We start from the raw sequence: 22,279 nt of genomic DNA, 5'->3' as shown, positions 1-22,279 counted from the left end.
GCGACTCCTATGCCGTTTCTGTAGAAGGGAGAGTTGAAGAAGGTTGCTTCACCGTTTTGACTTTGCCAAAGCGATAGCGATTTTCGATAAAAGCATCTGATGCCAATAAGAAAAACAACAACATCCCTTGAAATAGTCCTGTAATCGCGGCGGGAAGTTGCAGGTTCAATTGCGCAGTTTCTCCACCGATATATAGCAATGCCATTAAGAAACCCGATAGGGCGATACCGATTGGATTTAAACGCCCTAAATACGCCACAATAATGGCGGCATAACCATAGCCCGGCGATATATTTGGATTTAATTGCCCCACTGGACCTGCGACTTCCCCAATCCCTGCAATACCCGCCATACAACCTGAAATCATTAAGCTAAACCAGATTGCCTGTTTGGCTGAAAAGCCTGCATAACGGGCTGCATCAGGGGCTTGCCCTCCGACTTCAAGTTTGTAGGATAAAAAACTGCGTTTATTGAATAACCAAAATGCAAATACAGCAAATACAGTCAATATAATCAGTGCATTAATGCGTGTACCTTCAAATAAAATTGGAAATAAGGTGCCGTCATCAAACATGACAGATTGAGGAAAGTTCATCCCCATCGGGTCTTTCCACGGTCCATTGATCAGATACAATAAAATAAAGGTCGCAATATAATTCAGCATTAAAGTGGTCAGGGTTTCCTGTGCATTAAAATGAGTTTTTAACAATGCGGGAATCGCCCCCCACAACGCACCACCAATTGCACCCGCTATGATCATAGAAGGTAATACCCAGAATGCTGAGGTTCCCTGAAAAGCAATGGCAAGCCCACCCCCAAAGATAGCCCCCATAATCAGTTGACCTTCTGCACCAATATTAAAAATACGTGCTTTAAAGCCCACCGCCAGACCCAAGGCAATCAGAATGAGCGGACTGGCTTTAATGATCAACTCACTCCAGCCATACCAGCTAGATAGAGGTTCAATAAAAAACACCTGAAATGCTTCAAGCGGATTTTTTCCTAATGCCAGAAAAACCAATCCACCCACCAATAGCGTAGCCACCAATGCAATTAAAGGTGAGAGCCATTTCATTAAAATTGAGGGATGATCCCGAGGTTCAAGTAAATGCATGTATTTCGCCCCATTAAAATGGCATAGGTTTAAACCGATGCACTGTATCCGTGCTGTTGTTCGGAGGATTGATTTAATCCAGACATCATCAAGCCAATTGCTTCGGAATTGGTCTCTGCGACTGCGCGCGCTTCGCTCAGGCGCCCGCCCGCGAGCACCGCAATTCGATCGCTAATTTCAAATAACTCTTCCAGTTCTTCAGAAATCACCACAATGGCCACACCTTGTCGTGATAACTCAATTAAGGTTTGTCGAATAAATGCGGCCGCACCGACATCGACGCCCCATGTCGGCTGCGCGACCACCATGACTTTGGGACGTTGTAATATTTCACGTCCTACGATGAATTTTTGTAAGTTACCACCTGAAAGGGAACGTGCCGTCGCTTCTGTACCCGATGCTTTAACTGCAAATTTATCAATACAGATTTGGGCAAACTGACGCGCTTTTTGATAACTGACCAGCCCATATTGCACAAAGCCCTGACGAAAAGCGGTGAGTAAGGCATTTTGGGTCAAGCTCATGGCAGGCACTGCACCACGTCCCAAACGTTCTTCAGGTACGAAGCCAAAACCTAAAGAACGGCGTTGACCAGCGTTTAAATGCCCAATGGCTTGATCCTCTAAAATCACGTCATTTTTATGGGTGGTCATTTCACCAGAGAGTGCTGTCAGTAATTCAGCCTGACCATTACCAGAGATACCCGCAATTCCTAAAATTTCACCTGAATTGACACTGAATTGAATATCATGCAGGGAGGTGCCAAAAATATCCTGTGCCTTGACACTCAATTGTTTCACCTGAAAAATTGGCTTGCTTTCCCCCATGTAAACAGGATGGTCGTAGGCAGGCAGGTCACGTCCAATCATCATTTTGGCAAGGCTAGCAGTGCTTTCCTGTTTTGGAATCGCATTGCCAGTCACCTGTCCACCACGCAAGATCGTTGCAGTGTCACATAAGGTTTGAATTTCATTCAGCTTATGACTGATATATAAAATTGAAACCCCTTCACTGGCCAAACGGCGTAATGTTTCGAACAGGGTTAAAACCGCTTGAGGGGTCAGGACTGAGGTCGGTTCATCCAAAATGAGCAATGAGGGATTTTGTAATAAGCAGCGAACGATTTCGACCCGCTGCCGCTCTCCGACCGATAAACTGTACACCGTACGTTTGGGATCAATCGGCAATCCATATTTTTCCGAAACCTCAATCACGCGTTGTGACAATGCATCAAGATCAAATTTCCCCTCCAGCCCTAACGCAATATTTTCAACCACCGTCAAGGTTTCAAACAGGGAAAAGTGTTGATAAACCATCCCGATTCCCAGACGTCTGGCTGCAGCAGGATTTTCAATACTGACCGAACGCCCATTCCAGACAATCTCGCCTTCATCCGCTTTGACTGCGCCATAAATAATTTTCATGAGCGTACTTTTACCCGCACCATTTTCACCTAGGACGGCATGAATCTCACCCGGTGCGACGTGTAAATTGATCTGATTATTGGCGACAAGATTGCCGTAACGCTTGGTAATATTAATTAATTCCAGTCGATTTTGTTGTATGGACATACTGGTTTTCTGTTCAGTCGGAGCTTGGGTTGGTTCGGCAGAGACTGGATCGGGAAGTTGTGCCATCTTGTCATCTCTTGAAGTCAGTGGATTCGGATGTGACAGATTTTCAGCCAAAATGACACATCAATGGATAATGGTATTGAAGCAAGGGACATGCCAGTGCGAAATAAGTGAAACAATGAAATAGGGATTATTTAAAAAATTAAATAATGAAAGACCTTAGTATTCGTTAATTCCAGAATCCCAAATGTGCCTGAGCCGCTTCTTCACTCAAACAAGGTCCAATCACCTGAATGCTGCGCTGACCACTGGCAAACACCTGACGACACGGGAGGGATAAGGTCGGATTTTCAGGATGATTGCCTGTGATTTCAAGCAATTGTGCTTCGCTCATGCCATAGACCACGCGACCGATGCCTGTCCAGTAAATAGCACCTGAACACATCGCACAGGGTTCGGCGTTGGTATATAAAGTGCAATGACGCAACTGTTCCAATGGTAAAATTCGGGCGGCCTGACCTGCGGCAATGGTTTCTGCATGTCGGGTGGGATCACCTGTAGGAGGAAGAGAATTGTTACCCGCTTGAGTCACAATTTCTCCCTGATCATTGACCACAATCGCCGCAAATGGATGTAAACCCTGTTGTTTGGTTTGTTCTGCCAATTCAAAGGTTTTTCTCAGAAAATAAAGATCTTGTTCGTTTGCTGTAGCTTCAGTCATTTTTCTTTTCCCAAAATCAAACTCAGGAGATCAAAGGGTTATGAACCGCCAATTTTGGTTAGAGGCATAACCCGATGTCTTTGATTCTTATTAAATTAGAACTGGTAATCTACACGAACCATTGGTGTGCTGGCGGTTGCACCTTTTCCAGCAAAACCATTGGTATCTGCACCGAATTTATTTTTCCAGTATTCGTAACCCGCACCAGCGCGTAATTTACTGCCTTTAAGTCCAATTACTGAACTTAAGTCATACATGACGCGAGCATCAATATGGGTTTCTGCTTTAGTGTCACCACCTGATTCGTTTTTACCCTTATCATCAATCCAAAGCGCATATCCTTCAAATGACACAGGTGTTTTGCCAATTGGAATGCCCCATGTAAACTGTGCAGCAGCATGCGTATCGTAGCTATAACGCCCAGAAGAATAGCCAAAGCGCGGTGTAGAAGATGAAGGATCATTACTTTCAAATAATGCCAAGATACTAAAATCTAAAAAGCCAGGGACATCAAATTTGATGGTTGGTCCAACCACCCACATGCGTTTTTTAGACGCATAACTGTCATTTTTAGTATTCCAATCTAAACCTGCGGTTAAACCTGCCCCACGGATATAACCCGGTACTGACAAATCAGTTTTGGTAATTGCGCCCAAATCCAGATAGCGACGAATCACCACGTAGGCTTCCTGAGCACCTTTACCATTCGATTGAGTAGAATTTGGTTCATCATTCGATTGAAGTAAATCTACGTTAAAAAAGTTAGAACCATATTTGTCGCCACTGGCATGGGTCAGGTTAAAAATTTGTTTGGTAATATCAATACGGCTACCATCGGCTTCGTTTTTGAACGGTTCAGCAAATTGAGTACCATAACGCCAGCCAATCGAATTATTACTCCATGTTGCTGCCTCTACCGATTGCATTGCGATCACTCCCCCAAGAGCAGCCACAACACTCATACCCCAAGTTTTTAATGCATTACGTTGTTGTAATACGTTCATTGCACATTTCCCCTCATCAACTTTCTAAGATTCAAGTGCGCGTTCGCAGCTCAATACTGATCACAGCTCACTTTTAACAATCACTTTTGCCCCATTGCAAAATGATCTGACCTGCTGATAAAGGCAAATTCCCTACCAAAGAAAGTAATATTGAAATATGCAATGTTGTATATGTTAAAAAAAATATAATGTTCTATTCATTTCATAAAAAATAGCGATAATAAAAAACCATGCAAAATCTCTTCAAGATGATGCATGGTTTATCTCACATATAAGAAAATCAGGGCTTAGAGCATCATGAGCAGGATGATCTTAGAGGAAATCTATAGGGCATATGCTTTGGGTTGTATAGATTCTGGCAGATAAAATAGATTAATTTGCAACATGACTATCGTTTCTGAGCACTGAAATCACAAGCTCTCGAAACCAGCGAAACTCGGGCGAACGGTGTTGCCTTTCATGCCAAAGCAGATAATAAGATATTTTAGGAAACTGAATAGGTGCATCAGAAATAGTTAAAGGCAGTAATGCACTATAATGGCGAGAAAATGATCGCGGTGCAGAAAAGATCGCATCAAGTTGTAGCAACATATAAGGAATCATTCCAAAGTAAGGAATAAAAGCCACAATGTTACGTTTCAGGCGTTCTTTGGATAAATGTAAATCAATGACACCGCGTTGTCCCACCGTATAAGGCGTCGGTGCAATATGATCTGCATTGATATAATCATCAATAGACAGGGTTTTATGAGCCAATGGGTGTGATTTACGCATCAGACACACCACTTCGTCTTCAAACAATGGTGCAAGACGCAAATATTCAGGAGGCTGCGGCCAGTTGCCAATCACTGCATCATACATGCCGCTTTCCAAGGCATGGGCATAATCTACATTGTGTCCCATCGAATGCATAATGACGGTGCAATGAGGTGCTTCCACATGTATTCGACGTAAAATTTCGCCAATCGCGATAGGATTGAGATAATCTGATGCTGCCAGATTAAATACCTGACGTGATTGTGCTGGATCAAAATTGACTTGCTGGGTCGCAATCAGTTCAAGCTGGGTTAGTACCTGACTGACTGGCTCAAGCAAAGACAATCCTCTTTCGGTCGGAGTCATGCCATTACGACTACGAACCAATAACTGATCACCGGTAATTTCTCTGAGTTTTTTTAAAGCGGTACTTATCGCAGGTTGGGATTGATTCAGTCGCTTGGCTGCATTCGAGACACTTTTTTCTGTCAAAAGAACATAGAGCACTTGGAGTAAATGTGCATCCAAGGCTTCCCATTTATTTGTAGGATGAATCACCGAACGGTCCTTATCGACTAAACTAGAGTATATAGGCAAAATTTATACCATCTCTAAGCTTAGTCTGGATAGAAGATTTAGAACAAGTATGTAAATTAAATGATATTTTTTTAAATTATCTCTAACTTGCCGCCAGTAAACCCGGCATCGGAATGAAATGGGGTTGATGACGTAAACGATTGATCCAGCGACGGATATGCAAAAATGGCACTAAACTCACCCCCGCATCCCAAGCCAGAGCCACTTGGGGAAACACGATTAAATCTGCCAGTGTAGGATGCTGCTCACTTAACAAGAACTGTTGCCCACGAATGCTTTGCTCGCATAAATGGTCATCCAGTAATAATAAGCTTTGCTGTGTCTGCTGCTTCAATTGCTGTTCATGATCTAAAAATTGATCTACCGCTAAATTAGCTTGACGTAATTGCCCCAAGCTTGATTTAAGTTGCTGATTAAACTCATCCCATTGTTGCATTTGAGCTTGTACATCTGCTGGAATCCATTTCGATTCTGTTTGAGTACGCTGTACAAGGTCATGCAGAATTGGCATGACCCCGACTACAGCTGGATCACCTAACAGCACAGGGCATTGAAAAGCTTGAGAAGGCTGTTCGACATCGGCATAGACTGCGCGATATTCAAGTTGTAACAGCGCGAGCAGTAAACGCACGCTATAACAATCGGTCGATAAAGGATCATCCGCCAAAGTTAAACTTGGTTGTAACGATTGTGCGCTCATACGACCTGCCCTTTTTCTTGCGCTTGATGTACGCCATAACGCCAGTTTTTGCTGATCAGCCATTTTCGATAGGCTGTTGCCAATGCATCAGCTTTGGTTGGTATTTCCAGTTTTTCCAAGGGAAGTTTTAAAGGCAGATGATTTTCCAAAATAGGCTTATCCTGCGTAAATATTTTTTGTTGGAATAACACCATATCCGTCATGCTACTGCTCTGGTCATCCAGAATCATCAGCAAATGCGCACGAATGTGAGTTTCACTCAAGGGCTGAATGAATAAACACACCACATCGGCGGGAATAATCCCCTCAGCCGCAGTATTCACTTTATATAAAATCGCGTTTAAGGGGGAAGCAACGCGATAAACATATTCAGTTTCCTGTGGCTGAGGCGAACTCGGTGCGGCAAGCGGCTGTGTAAAAAAACAGTCGGTTGCCCAAATTTCATCAATATCCTGACGCAACTCGACCTGATACGGTTTCACTGCGGTTTCTGGTTCAGCACCCAAAATACCGGTATGCACATAAGGGAAATGCGCCATATCTAAAAAATTTTCAATGCCACGTAGCGGTGAAGTACGTACACCATATGCACCACAAGGGACACGGCGCGCATCTGCGACAGCATATTCATCGAGCTGAAATAACGGTTTTTTCTCAGCCCCGATGCATAACCAGACAAATCCATATGCAGACTGAACATTCAACGCTGCACTTGGAATGGATGCAGATTCAAAGCTCACCTGATACACATGTTCGCCGTTTAAGATATCTTGATGAATGGTTAAGGTTTGCCCATCGAGTCGTGTACTCAGTTGTGACTGTTGTGCAAACTCTTGTTCAGACGCAATCACGATCCATTCCCCGTGCAAACAGCTAGCAACAGGATGAGAACTTAAATTAGACATGACTGAGTTGCTCCTGTTCAAGATACTGGCGCATTTGGTTGAGTAAAGCATGTCGAGTGCTAGCACGTTCATGCTGAACCAGCATGGCATGCACCGTCACCACGCTGGACTGAGTCGGTGTCAGATAAATGCGCAGTCCAGCATCGCTGGCATAACCTCGCCAAACCAAACCTGAACTCTGCTCGCCCAATTCACTCAGTCCAAGCTCCATTAAATAATCCTGAACTTGAGGCAGTGTCGCTGAAACAGTGACCGAACCTGCATAGACTTGCGCTTGTGTGTTCATTATCCATGTTTGTTGAGGCGCAACCTGTCCACCATACCAAATCATGCCATCCGTTTCTTTCACCGCATATGCAGTCGCACACAACGTTTTCGGTGCGCGTTGCTCGGGTTGCGCAGGTATTCGCTGACAATGACCATCTTCAGCCGCAAATTGCCAGCCATGATAGGCACACACCAGACTTTCACCTTGAACATGTCCCAAACTTAAACGCACACTGCGATGCGGACAACGATTTTGCCAGATTTGAACATGACCTTGGCTAGAACGCCAAACTGCAACATCGTGATCCTCTACTAAAAACTGTTCAACTTCGCCATTTTCTATCAGCACGGAAGGAACCAAGGGAATCCAACTAGCAGTGATCATGTCCATCATCCTCAAAAATCATTCAACCACAATATTACGATGTTTTATTTCGGTAATACACCTTGTACGCCTTGTACATAAAAGTTCATTTTATCCAGTTGTGCTTCGGTATAAGCACTACCTGCTTTCACAAACTCTTTGCCTGCTTGCGTATAAAGTGGTCCAGCAAACGGACTCAGCTTGCCTGCTTTGATGGCGTCACGACGCGCCAGTACCAATTTCTTCGCATCGGCAGAGACACCTTTACCAATGTTTTCAATATTCACTGTGCCTTCTTTCACACCATAATAAATCGGCGCATTGCTCCATTTTTTCGCAGCAACATCTTTTAAGACTTTGTCATAAATTGGGTCCCAATGCAGCACTGCCGCAGCCAACTGTGCATCTCCGCCAAATTTACCCATATCTGAGTTCCAGCCGAGCCCCCACACGCCTTTTTGTTTGGCTGCCTGCACCACTGCTGGTGAATCGGTATTTTGTAATAACACATCACAGCCCTGTGAAATTAAAGCCAAAGCCGCATCACGTTCTTTACCCGGATCGAACCAAGAACTTACCCAAACCACTTGAGTGGTAATTTTAGGGTTTACACTGCGCGCCCCAATGGTAAAGGCATTAATATTGCGCACCACTTCAGGAATTGGATAAGACCCTACAAAACCAATTTTACCAGACTTACTTTTACTTCCGGCCAACACACCCAACAAATATGCACCCTGATAAGTACGAATATTATAGTTGCCCATGTTTTTGCCAGACTTATAGCCTGTCGCATGCATAAATACTGTATTTGGATAAGTACGGGATACTTTTTCCATGGCATTCATATAACCAAACGAGGTACCGAAAATAACTTTATTGCCTTGTTGCGCCAAATTACGAAATACGCGCTCAGCATCTCCTGTTTCAGGAACATTGGCTACAAAAGTCGTTTTAACTGCACCTTTTAAATCCTGTTCGGTACGAATACGTGATTGATCATGCGCATAAGTCCAGCCATGATCTCCCGGCGGGCCAATGTAGACAAATGCGGCTTTTAAAGGATCAGCCGCATGTGCTGTGGTGACCATCGTCGCACCAACCGATAAAGTTCCGACGGTTAATAAGCCACTGGTCGCAGCACAAAATGCGGTGGTTTTAAATTTCGAGAATAATTTTGAAAAAACGCCCTGTTGGCTTTGGTTATCGAGTTTATCTCGGTTGTTGTTGATTTCAGCAAACATCGCACCACCCCAATTTTGTTATGGTATAAGAAGGTTAGAAAATAAATTTGCCATAATCGCAATCATCTATTTTCCAGAATACATTCAGTTAAAATGCAACCTTTGCGCCAATATCTACCGTGATATTTTTATTTGATGATTTTTAAATAAAGGTTATATAGGAAAAAGAATAGACCACTGATTTAAGTTAAACTTATTTTTAGATAAATATAATAAAAATCAGTATATTAATAAAATTTTTAATCAGCTGAGCCGTTTTAAGTGATCCCACAATACACTTAAAAAAATAGATACGATTTTAGCCATGTCGATATTTTGCACAAGTATGGAACATCCTTGTTCACACTGTTCTTAGAAAATAATGCTTAACTTTGGACAGCCTGAGCCGCTTTAGCAGGCGTTTTCTTCTGCGCCAGAATGATGCCTAACAAGATCATGATTCCACCAAGTGTATGATAGATGGTCCATTGTTCAGACAGCCATAGACTGGCAATAATGGCCGTAAATACCGGCATCAGATTCATAAAAATACTGGTTCGATTAGGCCCGATTTGCTGTACAGCCAACATCCACACCAATGGTGCAATTAATGATGGGAAAATGCCCGCATAAAATACACTTGGTCCATTTTGGACCGTGATCGCATCCAGTCCTAACCACGCAATAAATGGCAAATGATAAATGAGCGCAAACCCAATTTGGACATATAAAATAATCAGTAATGGAATTTGTAACTGCCATTTCTTTAAAAACACCCCATAAAAGGCATAGAAAAATACAGCAACCACCATGATGGCATCGCCCAAATGTCCACCACTTTGGATTAAATTGCTCAGATGCCCCTGACTCATGACATACATCAAACCAAAGAAAGAGATCATGCTTCCAATGACCGCAAATTTATTGGGAATGTCCTTTAAAATAAACATCGAAACAAAAATGGTGAACACTGGAATAAAGGCGTTGATAATGCCCATATTGGTTGCAGTGGTATAATGTGCAGCACTATAAGCCAGGCCCTGATATAACACCATGCCAAAGGCACTTAAGATCGCCAATTGCCACAGATGCTGACGCACCAGCATCCGTTGCTTCCAGACCTGAGGCAATATCCATGGCGTGAGTACAATAAATGCAATTAACCAGCGATAAAAACTAATACTGACTGGAGAAATATAATCTGCAACATAACGGGTCACGGTAATATTTAATGACCAGATCAATACCGCAAGCATAGGCAACAAAAATGCCCACCAATGGACTTTTGCAACATTTTTCATGAATCATCTCGATCTAAATGAGAATGAATCTATTTTGATCTCTGTCGAAAAAAATTGATATATCGTATTTCAGACATTTATATCGCAGTTAAGACATTTCTGATTGATCAAATAAATCCCATGCTTTCATGGCATGTTCTACCACCTGATTGAGTTCCTGCATATCTGCACCATCACGTGCTTGCATACTCAGACCCTGAATGATAGTGCAATAAAAGTCTGTCATGATTGCCACAGGAGTAGTGTTGGCAAGATCACCGTCACGGATGCCTTGCTCAAGTCGTTCACGTAATTTATTTTTGGTCGCTAAACGCTTTTCCAGTAAGTTATGTTGTACATCCTGCGTTTGCTCAGAACCATTCATAGCGGCAGTAATCAACATGCAACCTTTAGGTTTATTGGGTTGTATTAAACGCTTGATATTGTCATATAAAAATAATTCAAATGCGATTTTTGCGGTTCTGGCCTGCATAAAAATCGGTTCGATTGGACAAGCTTCATGTGCCAAATAATAGTCAATGCTTTTATAGAATAAAGTCGTTTTATCGCCAAAGCTGCTGTACAAACTGGGGGCGGTAATTTCGAGTGCCTGCGTTAAATCATTAATCGAAGTCGCCTCATAACCATGCTCCCAAAACAGTAACATGGCTTTTTGTAAGGCCTGCTCTTCATTAAAGCATTTCGGTCGACCACGTTTTTTCTTAGGCAAGTCGCCAATCGACTCATCTAGGCACAAGGTTTTATCCAATTTTGTCATAAAGCCCACAGCTATTTTTATAACAATCACTATTAAATTAATTGACGCTGGGTTTTTTATCAACTATTTTATTTTGTAGTGATCACTACAAAATAAATCAACGTGATTTTCTCTATTCTACAATAAGGTTGAAATTCAATGGATAGCTCAACACCCATTTCGGCCAGTCCCGCTACTCAAGGTAGTTGGCTGGCGATACTCGCCGTTTCGATTGCTGCATTTGCTTTGGTCACCAGCGAATTTTTACCTATTGGTGTCCTCAATAGCGTAGCCAGTGATTTAGCTATTTCGACAGGAACTGCTGGTTTGATTATTACCGTGCCCGGTATTATGGCGGCTGTTGCTGCTCCATTACTTCCTGTCGCAATGAAGCAATTAGATCGACGTTATGTACTGATCTTTCTGACCTTAATTATGGTGATTGCCAACAGCATCACCCCCATTGCGGATAGTTTCGGTGTATTACTGCTGAGTCGACTCATTCTTGGAATTTCGATTGGTGGCTTCTGGGCGACTGCGATTGCCTTGAGTGGAAAACTTGCACCTCCTAGTTTACCAATCGCCAAAGCAACTGCGGTGGTGATGGCGGGTGTGACATTGGCCACTGTGTTGGGGGTTCCAATTGGCACGTGGTTAAGTGAGTTTTATGGTTGGCGCAGCGCCTTTGGTATTACTGCCGTCATTGGCTTTGTCGTATTGCTGCTTCAATTGGTATGCTTACCGCAGTTACGCCCTGATGCTGCTATTCATTTACGTGACCTACCTGCATTATTACGTATTCCCAAAGCGCGCAGTGGGATGTTAATCGTTCTACTTATTGGACTTGCACATTTTTGTGCCTACAGTTACCTCGCGCCGTTCTTTAAACATATTGCAGGTTTTGATGGGACTACCATTGGTATGTTGTTATTGCTTTATGGGATTGCAGGTGTGTTTGGCAATGCCTTTGCAGGTTATAGTGGTAATTTAAATATTCGCTATACACTGGCATTTGTTGGCGTGTGCTTTGCCATTGTATTCTTTGGATTTCCTGTCTTTGCGACTCATGAAACTGGGGCATTTATTTTAACCGCCTTGTGGGGCTTTGCGTTTGGAGCATTCCCAACCTCAGCCAATATCTGGATGTTTGTCCATGCACCACAGGCTGTTGAAAAAGGCATGCCTTTATTTGTAGGATTATTTCAGGTCATGATTGCCAGTGGATCACTTTTAGGTGGATTTGTGGTTGATCATTTCAATGAAAATATTCTAATTTATGGAGTACTGAGTTTTATTCTTTTGGCACTCCTGTCCATTTTCACCTTAGCGAAAGGTTTAAATAATCCGAAAATCACCTGTGATCATGAAGCATGAATGACATCATCCACTCCACAGCAAGTACGACACAGCCTCTGGCACAATACATGGAAATTCATGAATTTTTTTTCCATCCGCATGACAGTGTTTGTCCGCATTCTTCGTTGTGGGGGGATTTTAATTTTAGTTTAAATGGTGTGCTGGAGATTCAGGTAGGCGAGCGTAGTTTTTTAGCACCGCCGAATTATGGTTTATGGTTACCGCCGCACACCAGTCATTTTTGTATCGCGGTCGATCAACCGACTCACTTCATTTGTATTCGGGTACATCCCGCGTTATGTTCACAATTTAATGCTCATCCCAAGACTTTGGAAATTCGTCCTTTTTTTCATGTTTTGGTGAAAGAGTTATTGCAAAACCCCTTCCCCCCAGATTCGATAGAATATCAGCATTTATTACAGGTGCTTTTCGATCAAATGCTGGCTGCAAATTGCTATGATCATTATTTACCACAGACCACTCACCCTATCTTGGTGCCAATCTTAGAAAAGCTAGGTCAGCGTCAGTCATTTCATCAAAGCTTACAGCAGATTTTGCAAAGTTTTCAGATTAGTGAGCGGCATGCATCACGGCTCAGTCTGCAAGAACTACATTTATCCTTATCAGAATGGCGCAATCGCGCCAAAATTGTCTATGCGATTGGTCAAATTCAACAAGGCGTTGCCATTAAACGGATTGCACTGGATTTGGGGTATCAGCACAGTTCCAGTTTTATTGAATTTTTTAAACGCTATACGGGTCAAACACCGTCGCAAATGAAATAAATGGCATGGGTTGTAGATATCTTCACTTTTATGCACAGAAAATCCTGAGTGAAACACTTGCCTTTCTGGATAACTTTGCTTAAAACAAAGTATCACTTTTTTTTATTTTAATTGAAGGATTTTTATGAGCAATTCAGTCTATGACATTCCTGTCAAAACCATTTCAGGGGAAGAAGCAACGCTTAATCAGTATCAAGGCAAAGTGTTATTGATCGTGAATGTCGCATCCAAATGTGGTCTTACACCGCAGTATGAGGGACTGGAAAAACTGTATCAGGCGCAACAGTCACACGGTTTGGAGATTCTCGGTTTTCCAGCCAATAACTTTTTAGAACAGGAACCTGGATCAGATCAAGAGATTCAGGAATTTTGCTCGCTCACTTACAAAGTCGATTTTCCACTTTTTTCTAAAATTTCGGTTGCAGGGGCAGACAAACATCCGTTGTATCAAACTTTGATCGAGGCACAGCCAGAACGGATTGGTGAAGGACCATGGTGGCAAGATTTAGTTGAATACGGTTTAACCCCAAATCCAAAGCCAGAAGTCTTGTGGAATTTTGAGAAATTTTTGATCAATAAAAATGGTGAAGTGGTCGCACGTTTTGCACCAGATATTACCGCGGATGATCCACGGTTAGTTGATGCTATTCATGCTGAACTCGCAAAGTAAGAGCAAATCTGCGCAAGGTCTTCATGACCTTGTGCTTTTCATAACAACAACGACACTTTTTGCAGCTTTTTGTATTTCGATGTTTTTTCTGACTTATGATTAGGTTTAAGTTATTTATCCTATTTTTAGGTTATCCCATGTTAAGACTGTCTTTTGCTTTTGCCTGCACGCTCTTTATATTAGTCGGCTGTGACAATCAATCCAGTTCAAATACTCAGCAAACGACTTCGTCTGATGCTCGTACTCATGTTGACGATACTACTCTTGCCAACGATCAAAATACATCAAACGCTCAATCTTCAGCATTGAGAAGTGGAAACTTCTTTTATATTGCACGCGATATTGCTGATCTACAATTACGTGCAGGGGATTACGTTGAGCAACTCAAACAATCACAAACTGAACTTCAACAAGCTATTCAGGAAAAAGACAGCAGCCAACTACAACAAACCGCGACGACCTTACAACAGCAGCTCAAAGGTTTCAATCAAGCTTTAAATGGCTTGAATTTAAAAAGTCAGGAAATTGAAGATATACGACAAAAATTACTCGCAAGTAATCAACAGGTATTGAAAAGTCCGTTTTTAAATGGGCAAGTCGATTGGAATCAGGTCAACTTTAAGCAAATTGAACAGCAAATGAATAATATTCAATTTGAAATGCTAAAACTTGCTGGCATGTTGATTCCTCAAACTGATTCGACAAAGACCGAATCGTCACAAAGCTCACCAATGGAACAATCAGACCATGAAATCGGCTCTTAAATCGAACAGGTTTCATTGGGATGACAATCAAATTCTCAGATTTTTATTGTTTAAAATCAATCACAATACGTCCGTCAATTTTACCCTGTTCCATTCGCTCAAAAATATCGTTGATATTTTCAAGCGGCTCAACACTAATATGGGCTTTGACTTTGCCACGCGCGGCAATCTCGAGTGCCTCTTTTAAATCCAGTCGTGTCCCCACAATCGAACCACGCACCGTGATCCCATCCAAAACCATGTCAAAAATAGAAAGATCAAACTTACCCGGCGGTAAGCCATTCAGTACCATCGTGCCACCACGACGTACAATCGAAACGGCCTGCTCAAAAGCTTTGGGCGATACTGCGGTCACTAATACACCATGACAGCCCTCGCCTGTGGCTTTGGTCACTTCATCTTTGACATTCACTTTTAACGCATTAATGCCTACATCGGCACCCAGCTCTTTTGCCAGTGCCAGTTTGCCATCATCGACATCAATCGCCACAACATTAAAGCCCATGGTCTTGGCATATTGCACCGCGACATGTCCTAAGCCTCCAATTCCTGAAATCGCCACCCAATCGCCTGTTTTGGCTTCAGTCATTTTCAGGCCTTTATAAACCGTGACACCTGCACACAAGATGGGCGCAATTTCGAGCAAATCCACACCATCAGGGATCACACCGACATATTCACCATCGGCTAGGCAATATTCAGCAAAGCTTCCATTCACCGAATATCCCGAATTTTGTTGTTCCTTACATAGGGTTTCCCAACCTGCATAACAATGATCGCAATGACCACAAGCCGAATATAACCACGGAATACCGACTTTATCGCCAACTTTGAGATGCGTGATCCCAGTACCAATCTCAACCACCTCACCCACACCTTCGTGTCCTGGAATAAAAGGCAGACTCGGTTTAATCGGCCAATCCCCATGCATGGCATGTAAATCGGTATGACAGACACCTGTTGCAATCATCTTGACCAGTACTTTACCCGCACTGACTTTTGGAATTTCGACATCCTTAATCTGTAGTGGTTGGTTAAATTCGGTGACCACCGCAGCTTTCATTGTGCTTCCCATTTTATTATCTCCGTCTTATGTCATCTTAAGAATGGTTCTGGTTTATAAGAACTATTCTCAACTATGAATCACAATAAAATGTTTAAGGTTGGAGTTTGGTAGGTTATTACTCAGATTCTTGTATAGGGTTACGTTTGTATAACAATCTTTTGGAAATTTTTAATATTGGATGGGATTCGTTTTTTCATCATGGTTTAGCCGCTTTTTTGCTAGCCAAGACAGAAAAGAAATCTATTGATGTTGAAGTCGCCACACTTTAAATGCATTTTGCATCTCTTGTTGCTGCTTTGCAGAGACAGGTCTTTGTTCAAGTTGAGAATAATCTGCTCGGTAGACTTGTTGAACCAACTGCTGAGCCAATGTATCAATCGAACTTCGTCCATAAAGCTGATAATTTCGGCGTTCTTCAATCGTCAAAACAATATCCCAACAAGACACAACCGAACTGAGATCAATCGCAATACTAAGAAATAGCTGTTCACCCTGCTGATACAGTTCCCAAAAATGGGGTTCAACTTCAATTAATTCCATCTTAATCTAATGATCTCTTCGTCCTTTAAAAGCTTATAGCATAAAAAAAGCCACCTTTCGGTGGCTTTTCAAAAACAGACAATTTACATTGCACGGTTTTTAATTTTGCGGATGGTTTCGAGCTGACCTGCAATCTCAGAAAGAGAAGCAAGCGCAGCCGCAGCGTCCAAATCGCTCTTTTGATTAGCCAGCAATTGTTCAGCCTGTTTACGGGCTTCTAAAATTGCGGCTTCATCCAAGTTGTCAGCACGAATTGCAGTATCTGCAAGAATCGTGACCACATGCGGTTGAACTTCTAGCACACCACCTGATACATAGACAATTTCTTCTGTACCATTTTCCAACTGAACACGAATCGGGCCCGGTTGGAGCAAAGTTACAAGCGGCGCGTGTCCAGGTAAAATACCGAGCTCACCACCTGCACCTTTTGCGATTAACATGGTCACTGTACCAGAGTAAATTGACTCTTTTACGCTGACTACGTCACATTGCATCGTCGCCATGAGAATCTCCTAAATTAGGGTTGCTAATTAAAGTTTCTCTGCTTTAGCAATCACTTCGTCAATACCACCCACCATATAGAACGCTTGTTCTGGGATGTGATCGTATTCACCAGCCAATAGACCTTTAAAGCCACGAATCGTTTCTTTAAGCGGTACTAATTTACCAGGCGCACCCGTAAATACTTCAGCGACGTGGAACGGTTGAGAGAAGAAACGCTGGATTTTACGCGCACGGTAAACCACCAATTTATCTTCTTCTGCTAACTCGTCCATACCCAAGATCGCGATGATGTCTTTAAGCTCTTTATAACGTTGCAATACGTTCTGTACAGAACGTGCAATTTCATAATGCTCAGCACCCACAACCAATGGATCTAACTGACGTGAAGTTGAATCCAGTGGATCGATCGCTGGATAAATACCAGAAGATGCAATATCACGGCTCAATACAACAGTTGCGTCCAAGTGAGCAAACGTCGTTGCAGGCGATGGATCCGTCAAGTCATCCGCAGGTACATAAACCGCCTGAATCGATGTGATCGAACCAGATTTAGTTGATGTAATACGTTCTTGAAGAACACCCATTTCTTCTGCAAGTGTCGGCTGATAACCTACCGCAGATGGCATACGACCTAACAATGCTGATACTTCAGTACCCGCAAGTGTATAACGGTAGATGTTGTCAACGAACAAAAGAACGTCACGACCTTTACCATTTTCGTCTTTTTCATCACGGAAATATTCCGCCATGGTCAAACCAGTCAACGCAACGCGTAAACGGTTACCAGGTGGCTCGTTCATCTGGCCATAGACCATCGCTACTTTGTCAAGAACGTTAGAATCTTTCATTTCGTGATAGAAGTCGTTACCTTCACGAGTACGCTCACCAACACCAGCAAACACAGATAAACCTGAGTGAGCTTTCGCGATGTTGTTGATCAATTCCATCATGTTTACGGTTTTACCAACACCTGCACCACCGAACAGACCGACTTTACCACCTTTAGCAAACGGGCAAAGTAAGTCGATGACTTTAATACCTGTTTCCAAAAGATCAGTAGATGCTGCTTGTTCAGCATAAGAAGGCGCTTGACGGTGAATCGGTAAACGCGCTTCAGTCGCTACAGGACCTGCTTCATCAATCGGGCGACCAAGTACGTCCATGATACGACCCAAAGTCGCAGGACCTACTGGTACAGAGATTGGTGCATTGGTATTTGTTACGTTCAAACCACGTTTAAGACCTTCAGTTGATCCCATCGCAATTGTACGAACAACACCATCACCAAGTTGTTGCTGAACTTCCAAAGTGGTTTCAGTTCCGTCAACTTGGAGAGCGTCATAGATCTTAGGAACGCTGTTGCGTTCAAACTCGACGTCGATAACCGCGCCGATGATCTGAATGATACGACCGCTACTCATTGCTGTCTCCTCAATTCAAACTAATAATGTTAAACGGCAGCGGCACCACCAACGATCTCAGAAATCTCCTGAGTAATCGCGGCTTGACGCAGCTTGTTATAAATAAGTTGTAGGCTTTTGATCAATTCGCCCGCATTGTCAGTTGCAGCTTTCATTGCAACCATACGTGCAGATTGTTCACACGCGATATTTTCAATCACGCCCTGATATACCATTGACTCGATATAGCGAACCAATAAACCATTGAGCAATTCTTCTGCTTCAGGTTCATAGATATAGTCCCAACCATAAGTACGGTTTAGACTTTCGCTTTCTTCAGCCGCAGCCAAAGGAACCAGTTGTTCTACTTTCTGGTTTTGAGTCATGGCATTGACAAAGCCGTTTGATACCAGATAAATACGATCTAACTCGCCTTTATCAAACGCATCCAACATCACCTGTACTGAGCCAGTTAACTGTTCCAGACTTGGAGTATCACCAATATTGGTGGTCGCACCAAGTACTTTACCGCCGTAGTTTTTAAAAAACGAAACCGCTTTTTGACCAATCAAAGCAAATTGAACTTCAATTGACTGCTCTTGTTGCTGCTGAACGTGTTTGACCACTTTTTTGAACAGGTTAATGTTCAAACCACCAGCCAAGCCACGATCTGAAGACACGATAATATAGCCAACGCGTTTTACTGGGCGTTCAACCATATAACGATGTTTGTATTCAGGATTCGCTTGTACCAAATGAGCAATTACACGGTGCATATTTTCGGCATACGGACGGCCCTGAGCCATGCGCTCTTGCGCACGACGCATTTTTGAAGCAGCAACCATCTGCATCGCACGCGTAATTTTCTGCGTCGATTTGATGCTCGCTACTTTGGCGCGAATTTCTTTTAAATTTGCCATACGCTTAACCTAGTCGTCGAAGGCTTTTGACAGCCTTCGAAGGGTTGATTCCGTGAACCAAACTTAAGCTAAAAAATTAGTAAGTTTGAGTCGCTTTGAAGTTCTCGATACCGGCTTTGATTTCAGCTTCGATGTCTTTGTTGTAATCACCAGTGTCATCAATTTTTTGCATCAATGCAGCGTGTTCTGAACGGAAGTACGCGATTAATGCAGCATCAAAGTCTACGATTTTCTTCACTTCAACGTCAGCCATATAGCCTTCGTTAGACGCGTAAACAGAAACAGCTTGGTCAGCAATTGAGTATGGAGCATATTGTTTTTGCTTCATTAACTCAGTCACACGTTGACCATGCTCAAGTTGTTTACGAGTTGCTTCATCAAGGTCAGAAGCAAACTGAGCAAACGCAGCCAATTCACGGTATTGCGCTAGAGCGGTACGGATACCACCAGACAATTTTTTGATGATCTTGGTTTGAGCTGAACCACCAACACGCGATACCGAAATACCTGCGTTCACAGCAGGACGAATACCTGCATTGAATAGTGATGTCTCAAGGAAGATCTGACCGTCTGTAATCGAAATTACGTTGGTTGGTACGAATGCAGATACGTCACCCGCTTGAGTTTCAATAATCGGTAACGCAGTTAAAGAACCAGTTTGACCAGTTACTGCACCGTTCGTGAATTTCTCAACATAGTCAGCAGAAACGCGCGAAGCACGTTCAAGAAGACGTGAGTGAAGATAGAATACGTCACCTGGATACGCTTCACGACCTGGTGGACGACGAAGAAGCAATGAAATTTGACGGTAAGCAACCGCTTGCTTAGACAAATCATCATAAATGATCAGTGCATCTTCACCGCGGTCACGGAAGTATTCACCCATGGTACAGCCAGAATACGGAGCCAAGTACTGCATTGCAGCAGGATCAGCAGCAGCAGCAGCGACAACAGTGGTATACGCCATCGCACCCGTTTCTTCTAGCTTGCGTACTACGTTTGCGATGGTCGATTGTTTTTGACCAATGGCAACGTATACACATTTAATGCCAGAATTTTTCTGAGCGATGATCGCATCGATCGCCATTGCTGTTTTACCAGTCTGACGGTCACCAATGATCAACTCACGCTGGCCACGACCTACAGGGATCATGGTATCAACTGATTTATAACCAGTTTGAACAGGTTCGTCGACCGATTGACGCCAAATTACACCTGGTGCTACTTTTTCAACAGCATCAGTTAATTTTGCATCAATAGGGCCTTTACCATCAATTGGATTACCCAAAGCATCGACCACACGGCCAAGCAGTTCAGGACCCACTGGTACTTCTAATACACGACCTGTACAACGAGCTTTTTGACCTTCTTGAAGGCTTAGGTAGTTACCTAAAACAACGGCACCCACTGAATCCTGTTCTAGGTTCAGTGCCATACCAAATAAGCCGCCGTCGAATTCGATCATTTCACCGTACATTGCATCAGCAAGTCCGTGAATGCGCACGATACCGTCAGATACCATGACAATGGTACCTTCGTTCTTAGCGGTCGCGCTGGTGTCCAGATCGCCGATACGCTGTTTAATGAGCGCACTGATCTCGGATGGATTCAGTTGTTGCATTGCGCTATTCCTCAATCTTTTTTAAGTTCAGTCTTTTTGCTATTAGGCAAGAAGACGAGTCCGCATTTTTTCAAGCTTGTTAAGCGCAGAGTCATCTATCACTTGATCGCCTGCACGAATAACCACACCTGCAATTAATGCAGGATTCACTTCGACTGACACAACCACAGAACTATTAAGACGCTTTTCTAAAGCTTGCGTTAATAGTTGCTCTTGTACCGAAGTTAATGGAAATGCCGATTCAATCACGACATCTACTGTGTTGCTATTCTGTGATTTAAGCTGTTCGTACTCTACCGCAATCTCAGGCAACAGGATCAAACGATCATTTTCAGCAAGCAATGTCAAAAAGTTTGACAATGCCTGAGACTGTTGTTCACCTAAAACTTTGGTAAAAAGTCCAACTTGCTCCACAGGAGTAAGCTCAGGGCGATTTAAATAAGCGGAAAATGCTTCATCTTGCACCGCAGCACTGAGCACTTGTAACGCATTCGACCAATTGTCAGTTGCACCTTGCTCAGAAGCGTAAGCAAATGCTGCTTTGGCGTACGGGCGTGCTAACGTCAAGAGTTCAGCCATACTTCCCTCGCTTAAAGTTTAGCAGCCAGCTGAGTCAGCATGGCATTATGAGCTTCTGCGTCAACTTGTTGGTTCAGAATTTTCTCTGCGCCATCAACTGCCAAGGCAGCCACTTGTTGACGTAATTCTTCGCGAGCAGAATTGATGTCTTGGTCAACTGCTTCTTTTGCCTGTTGACGAATACGTTCACCTTCAGCCGCAGCTTGGGTACGTGCTTCTTCGACCAATTGTGCACCGCGGCGGTTCGCTTGTTCGATCAATTGAGCCGCTTGTGCTTTTGCTGCATCAAGTTCAGCTTTCACTTGTGATTGTGCATCAGCAAGATCCGCTTTCGCTTTTTCAGCAGCATTTAAGCCATCAGCGATTTTACGCTGACGCTCACTAATCGCATTGATTAGTGGTGGCCAAACAAACTTCATGCAGAATGCAACAAAAATCGCAAATGCAATCGCTTGGCCAATCAATGTGAGGTTAATATTCATTGCAATTCCTCAATATGTGGATTTAGGAATTAAGCTGATTAACCTACAAACGGATTAGCGAAGATGAAGAACAAGCCAATACCAACACCGATCATAGGCACAGCATCAAGAAGACCTGCGATTAAGAACATACGAGTTTGAAGTTGCGGAGCAAGTTCAGGTTGACGAGCAACAGCTTCTAAAAAGCGACCACCCAAAAGACCAAAACCAATCGCAGTACCTAAAGCACCAAAAGCGATCAAGATAGCAGATGCAATTGCAACTAGACCTAAAGTGAGTTCCATGAAAAATTCCTCAGAGGTTAGGTTATTACCAAATTAAACTAAAAAT

General features: G+C 43.0%; 24 protein-coding genes. 4 read left to right on the top strand and 20 right to left on the bottom strand.

Annotated elements, in window-relative coordinates:
* Nucleotides 1–7 precede the first annotated feature (7 nt).
* The 11 genes from E0D95_RS12250 to E0D95_RS12200 all read right to left on the bottom strand — a co-directional run bounded on the left by E0D95_RS12250 (nt 8) and on the right by E0D95_RS12200 (nt 11,283).
* Entirely contained in the window at nt 8–1,114 is a 1,107-nt protein-coding gene (locus E0D95_RS12250) for an ABC transporter permease (RefSeq protein ID WP_130804068.1), read from the bottom strand.
* Nucleotides 1,115–1,143: 29 nt separating this feature from the next.
* Complete coding sequence (locus E0D95_RS12245) at nt 1,144–2,685, bottom strand: ABC transporter ATP-binding protein (protein ID WP_431830764.1); 1,542 nt, start codon at nt 2,683–2,685, stop codon at nt 1,144–1,146.
* Between the two features lie 232 nt (nt 2,686–2,917).
* Nucleotides 2,918–3,409, bottom strand: a complete 492-nt coding sequence (locus tag E0D95_RS12240) for a nucleoside deaminase (RefSeq protein WP_130804066.1) — start codon at nt 3,407–3,409, stop codon at nt 2,918–2,920.
* 95 nt (nt 3,410–3,504) lie between these two features.
* Nucleotides 3,505–4,413: an outer envelope protein gene (locus E0D95_RS12235; RefSeq protein ID WP_130804065.1), complete on the bottom strand. Its 909-nt coding sequence runs from the start codon at nt 4,411–4,413 to the stop codon at nt 3,505–3,507.
* A 372-nt stretch (nt 4,414–4,785) separates the two neighbouring features.
* A complete protein-coding gene (locus E0D95_RS12230; protein ID WP_130804064.1) occupies nt 4,786–5,727 on the bottom strand; it encodes a LysR substrate-binding domain-containing protein in 942 nt (313 codons plus the stop codon).
* A 121-nt stretch (nt 5,728–5,848) separates the two neighbouring features.
* Nucleotides 5,849–6,466: a glutathione S-transferase family protein gene (locus E0D95_RS12225; RefSeq protein WP_130804063.1), complete on the bottom strand. Its 618-nt coding sequence runs from the start codon at nt 6,464–6,466 to the stop codon at nt 5,849–5,851.
* Nucleotides 6,463–7,371: an aromatic ring-hydroxylating dioxygenase subunit alpha gene (locus tag E0D95_RS12220; protein WP_130804062.1), complete on the bottom strand. Its 909-nt coding sequence runs from the start codon at nt 7,369–7,371 to the stop codon at nt 6,463–6,465. The genes E0D95_RS12225 and E0D95_RS12220 overlap by 4 nt, the downstream gene beginning before the upstream one ends.
* Nucleotides 7,364–8,023: a Rieske 2Fe-2S domain-containing protein gene (locus tag E0D95_RS12215; protein WP_130804061.1), complete on the bottom strand. Its 660-nt coding sequence runs from the start codon at nt 8,021–8,023 to the stop codon at nt 7,364–7,366. The genes E0D95_RS12220 and E0D95_RS12215 overlap by 8 nt, the downstream gene beginning before the upstream one ends.
* A gap of 44 nt (nt 8,024–8,067) precedes the next feature.
* Complete coding sequence (locus tag E0D95_RS12210) at nt 8,068–9,246, bottom strand: BMP family ABC transporter substrate-binding protein (protein ID WP_130804060.1); 1,179 nt, start codon at nt 9,244–9,246, stop codon at nt 8,068–8,070.
* A gap of 365 nt (nt 9,247–9,611) precedes the next feature.
* Nucleotides 9,612–10,526, bottom strand: a complete 915-nt coding sequence (locus E0D95_RS12205; protein ID WP_130804059.1) for a DMT family transporter — start codon at nt 10,524–10,526, stop codon at nt 9,612–9,614.
* 88 nt (nt 10,527–10,614) lie between these two features.
* Nucleotides 10,615–11,283: a TetR/AcrR family transcriptional regulator gene (locus E0D95_RS12200; RefSeq protein WP_130804058.1), complete on the bottom strand. Its 669-nt coding sequence runs from the start codon at nt 11,281–11,283 to the stop codon at nt 10,615–10,617.
* A gap of 138 nt (nt 11,284–11,421) precedes the next feature.
* On the opposite strand from E0D95_RS12200, the gene E0D95_RS12195 reads away from it, so the two are divergent.
* The 4 genes from E0D95_RS12195 (at nt 11,422) to E0D95_RS12180 (ending at nt 14,837) form a co-directional block, all read left to right on the top strand.
* Nucleotides 11,422–12,636 (top strand): MFS transporter, encoded by a 1,215-nt coding sequence (locus E0D95_RS12195; RefSeq protein WP_130804057.1) that lies wholly within the window; start codon nt 11,422–11,424, stop codon nt 12,634–12,636.
* Complete coding sequence (locus E0D95_RS12190) at nt 12,633–13,403, top strand: AraC family transcriptional regulator (RefSeq protein WP_130804056.1); 771 nt, start codon at nt 12,633–12,635, stop codon at nt 13,401–13,403. The genes E0D95_RS12195 and E0D95_RS12190 overlap by 4 nt, the downstream gene beginning before the upstream one ends.
* Before the next feature lie 124 nt (nt 13,404–13,527).
* Nucleotides 13,528–14,073 carry a glutathione peroxidase gene (locus tag E0D95_RS12185; RefSeq protein ID WP_130804055.1) on the top strand — a complete coding sequence of 182 codons (546 nt, stop codon included), beginning with the start codon at nt 13,528–13,530 and terminating at the stop codon, nt 14,071–14,073.
* A gap of 137 nt (nt 14,074–14,210) precedes the next feature.
* Nucleotides 14,211–14,837, top strand: coding sequence for a hypothetical protein (locus E0D95_RS12180; protein WP_130804054.1), 627 nt, complete (start codon nt 14,211–14,213; stop codon nt 14,835–14,837).
* Nucleotides 14,838–14,880: 43 nt separating this feature from the next.
* On the opposite strand, the gene adhP is transcribed toward E0D95_RS12180, so the two are convergent.
* The 9 genes from adhP to atpE all read right to left on the bottom strand — a co-directional run bounded on the left by adhP (nt 14,881) and on the right by atpE (nt 22,233).
* Nucleotides 14,881–15,912 (bottom strand): alcohol dehydrogenase AdhP, encoded by a 1,032-nt coding sequence (gene adhP, locus E0D95_RS12175; protein WP_130804053.1) that lies wholly within the window; start codon nt 15,910–15,912, stop codon nt 14,881–14,883.
* Between the two features lie 231 nt (nt 15,913–16,143).
* Entirely contained in the window at nt 16,144–16,443 is a 300-nt protein-coding gene (locus tag E0D95_RS12170; RefSeq protein ID WP_130804052.1) for a hypothetical protein, read from the bottom strand.
* Between the two features lie 83 nt (nt 16,444–16,526).
* Entirely contained in the window at nt 16,527–16,946 is a 420-nt protein-coding gene (locus E0D95_RS12165; RefSeq protein WP_130804051.1) for a F0F1 ATP synthase subunit epsilon, read from the bottom strand.
* A gap of 27 nt (nt 16,947–16,973) precedes the next feature.
* Nucleotides 16,974–18,368: a F0F1 ATP synthase subunit beta gene (gene atpD / locus E0D95_RS12160; RefSeq protein WP_130804050.1), complete on the bottom strand. Its 1,395-nt coding sequence runs from the start codon at nt 18,366–18,368 to the stop codon at nt 16,974–16,976.
* 29 nt (nt 18,369–18,397) lie between these two features.
* A complete protein-coding gene (atpG, locus tag E0D95_RS12155) occupies nt 18,398–19,267 on the bottom strand; it encodes a F0F1 ATP synthase subunit gamma (RefSeq protein ID WP_004985623.1) in 870 nt (289 codons plus the stop codon).
* 76 nt (nt 19,268–19,343) lie between these two features.
* The gene (gene atpA / locus E0D95_RS12150) at nt 19,344–20,888 is read right to left on the bottom strand and encodes a F0F1 ATP synthase subunit alpha (protein WP_130804049.1); all 1,545 of its coding nucleotides are present in this window, start codon (nt 20,886–20,888) and stop codon (nt 19,344–19,346) included.
* A gap of 42 nt (nt 20,889–20,930) precedes the next feature.
* On the bottom strand, nt 20,931–21,467 hold the full coding sequence (locus tag E0D95_RS12145) for a F0F1 ATP synthase subunit delta (protein WP_130804048.1): 537 nt from the start codon (nt 21,465–21,467) through the stop codon (nt 20,931–20,933).
* A gap of 11 nt (nt 21,468–21,478) precedes the next feature.
* Nucleotides 21,479–21,949, bottom strand: a complete 471-nt coding sequence (locus E0D95_RS12140; RefSeq protein ID WP_130804047.1) for a F0F1 ATP synthase subunit B — start codon at nt 21,947–21,949, stop codon at nt 21,479–21,481.
* A gap of 38 nt (nt 21,950–21,987) precedes the next feature.
* Entirely contained in the window at nt 21,988–22,233 is a 246-nt protein-coding gene (gene atpE, locus E0D95_RS12135) for a F0F1 ATP synthase subunit C (protein WP_000424060.1), read from the bottom strand.
* Nucleotides 22,234–22,279: the final 46 nt, after the last annotated feature.

Source organism: Acinetobacter ihumii (genome assembly GCF_900625095.1).
Lineage (GTDB): Bacteria > Pseudomonadota > Gammaproteobacteria > Pseudomonadales > Moraxellaceae > Acinetobacter > Acinetobacter ihumii.
The sequence above is the reverse complement of the archived record's forward strand: the minus strand, read 5'-3'. Positions and strand labels throughout refer to the sequence as shown.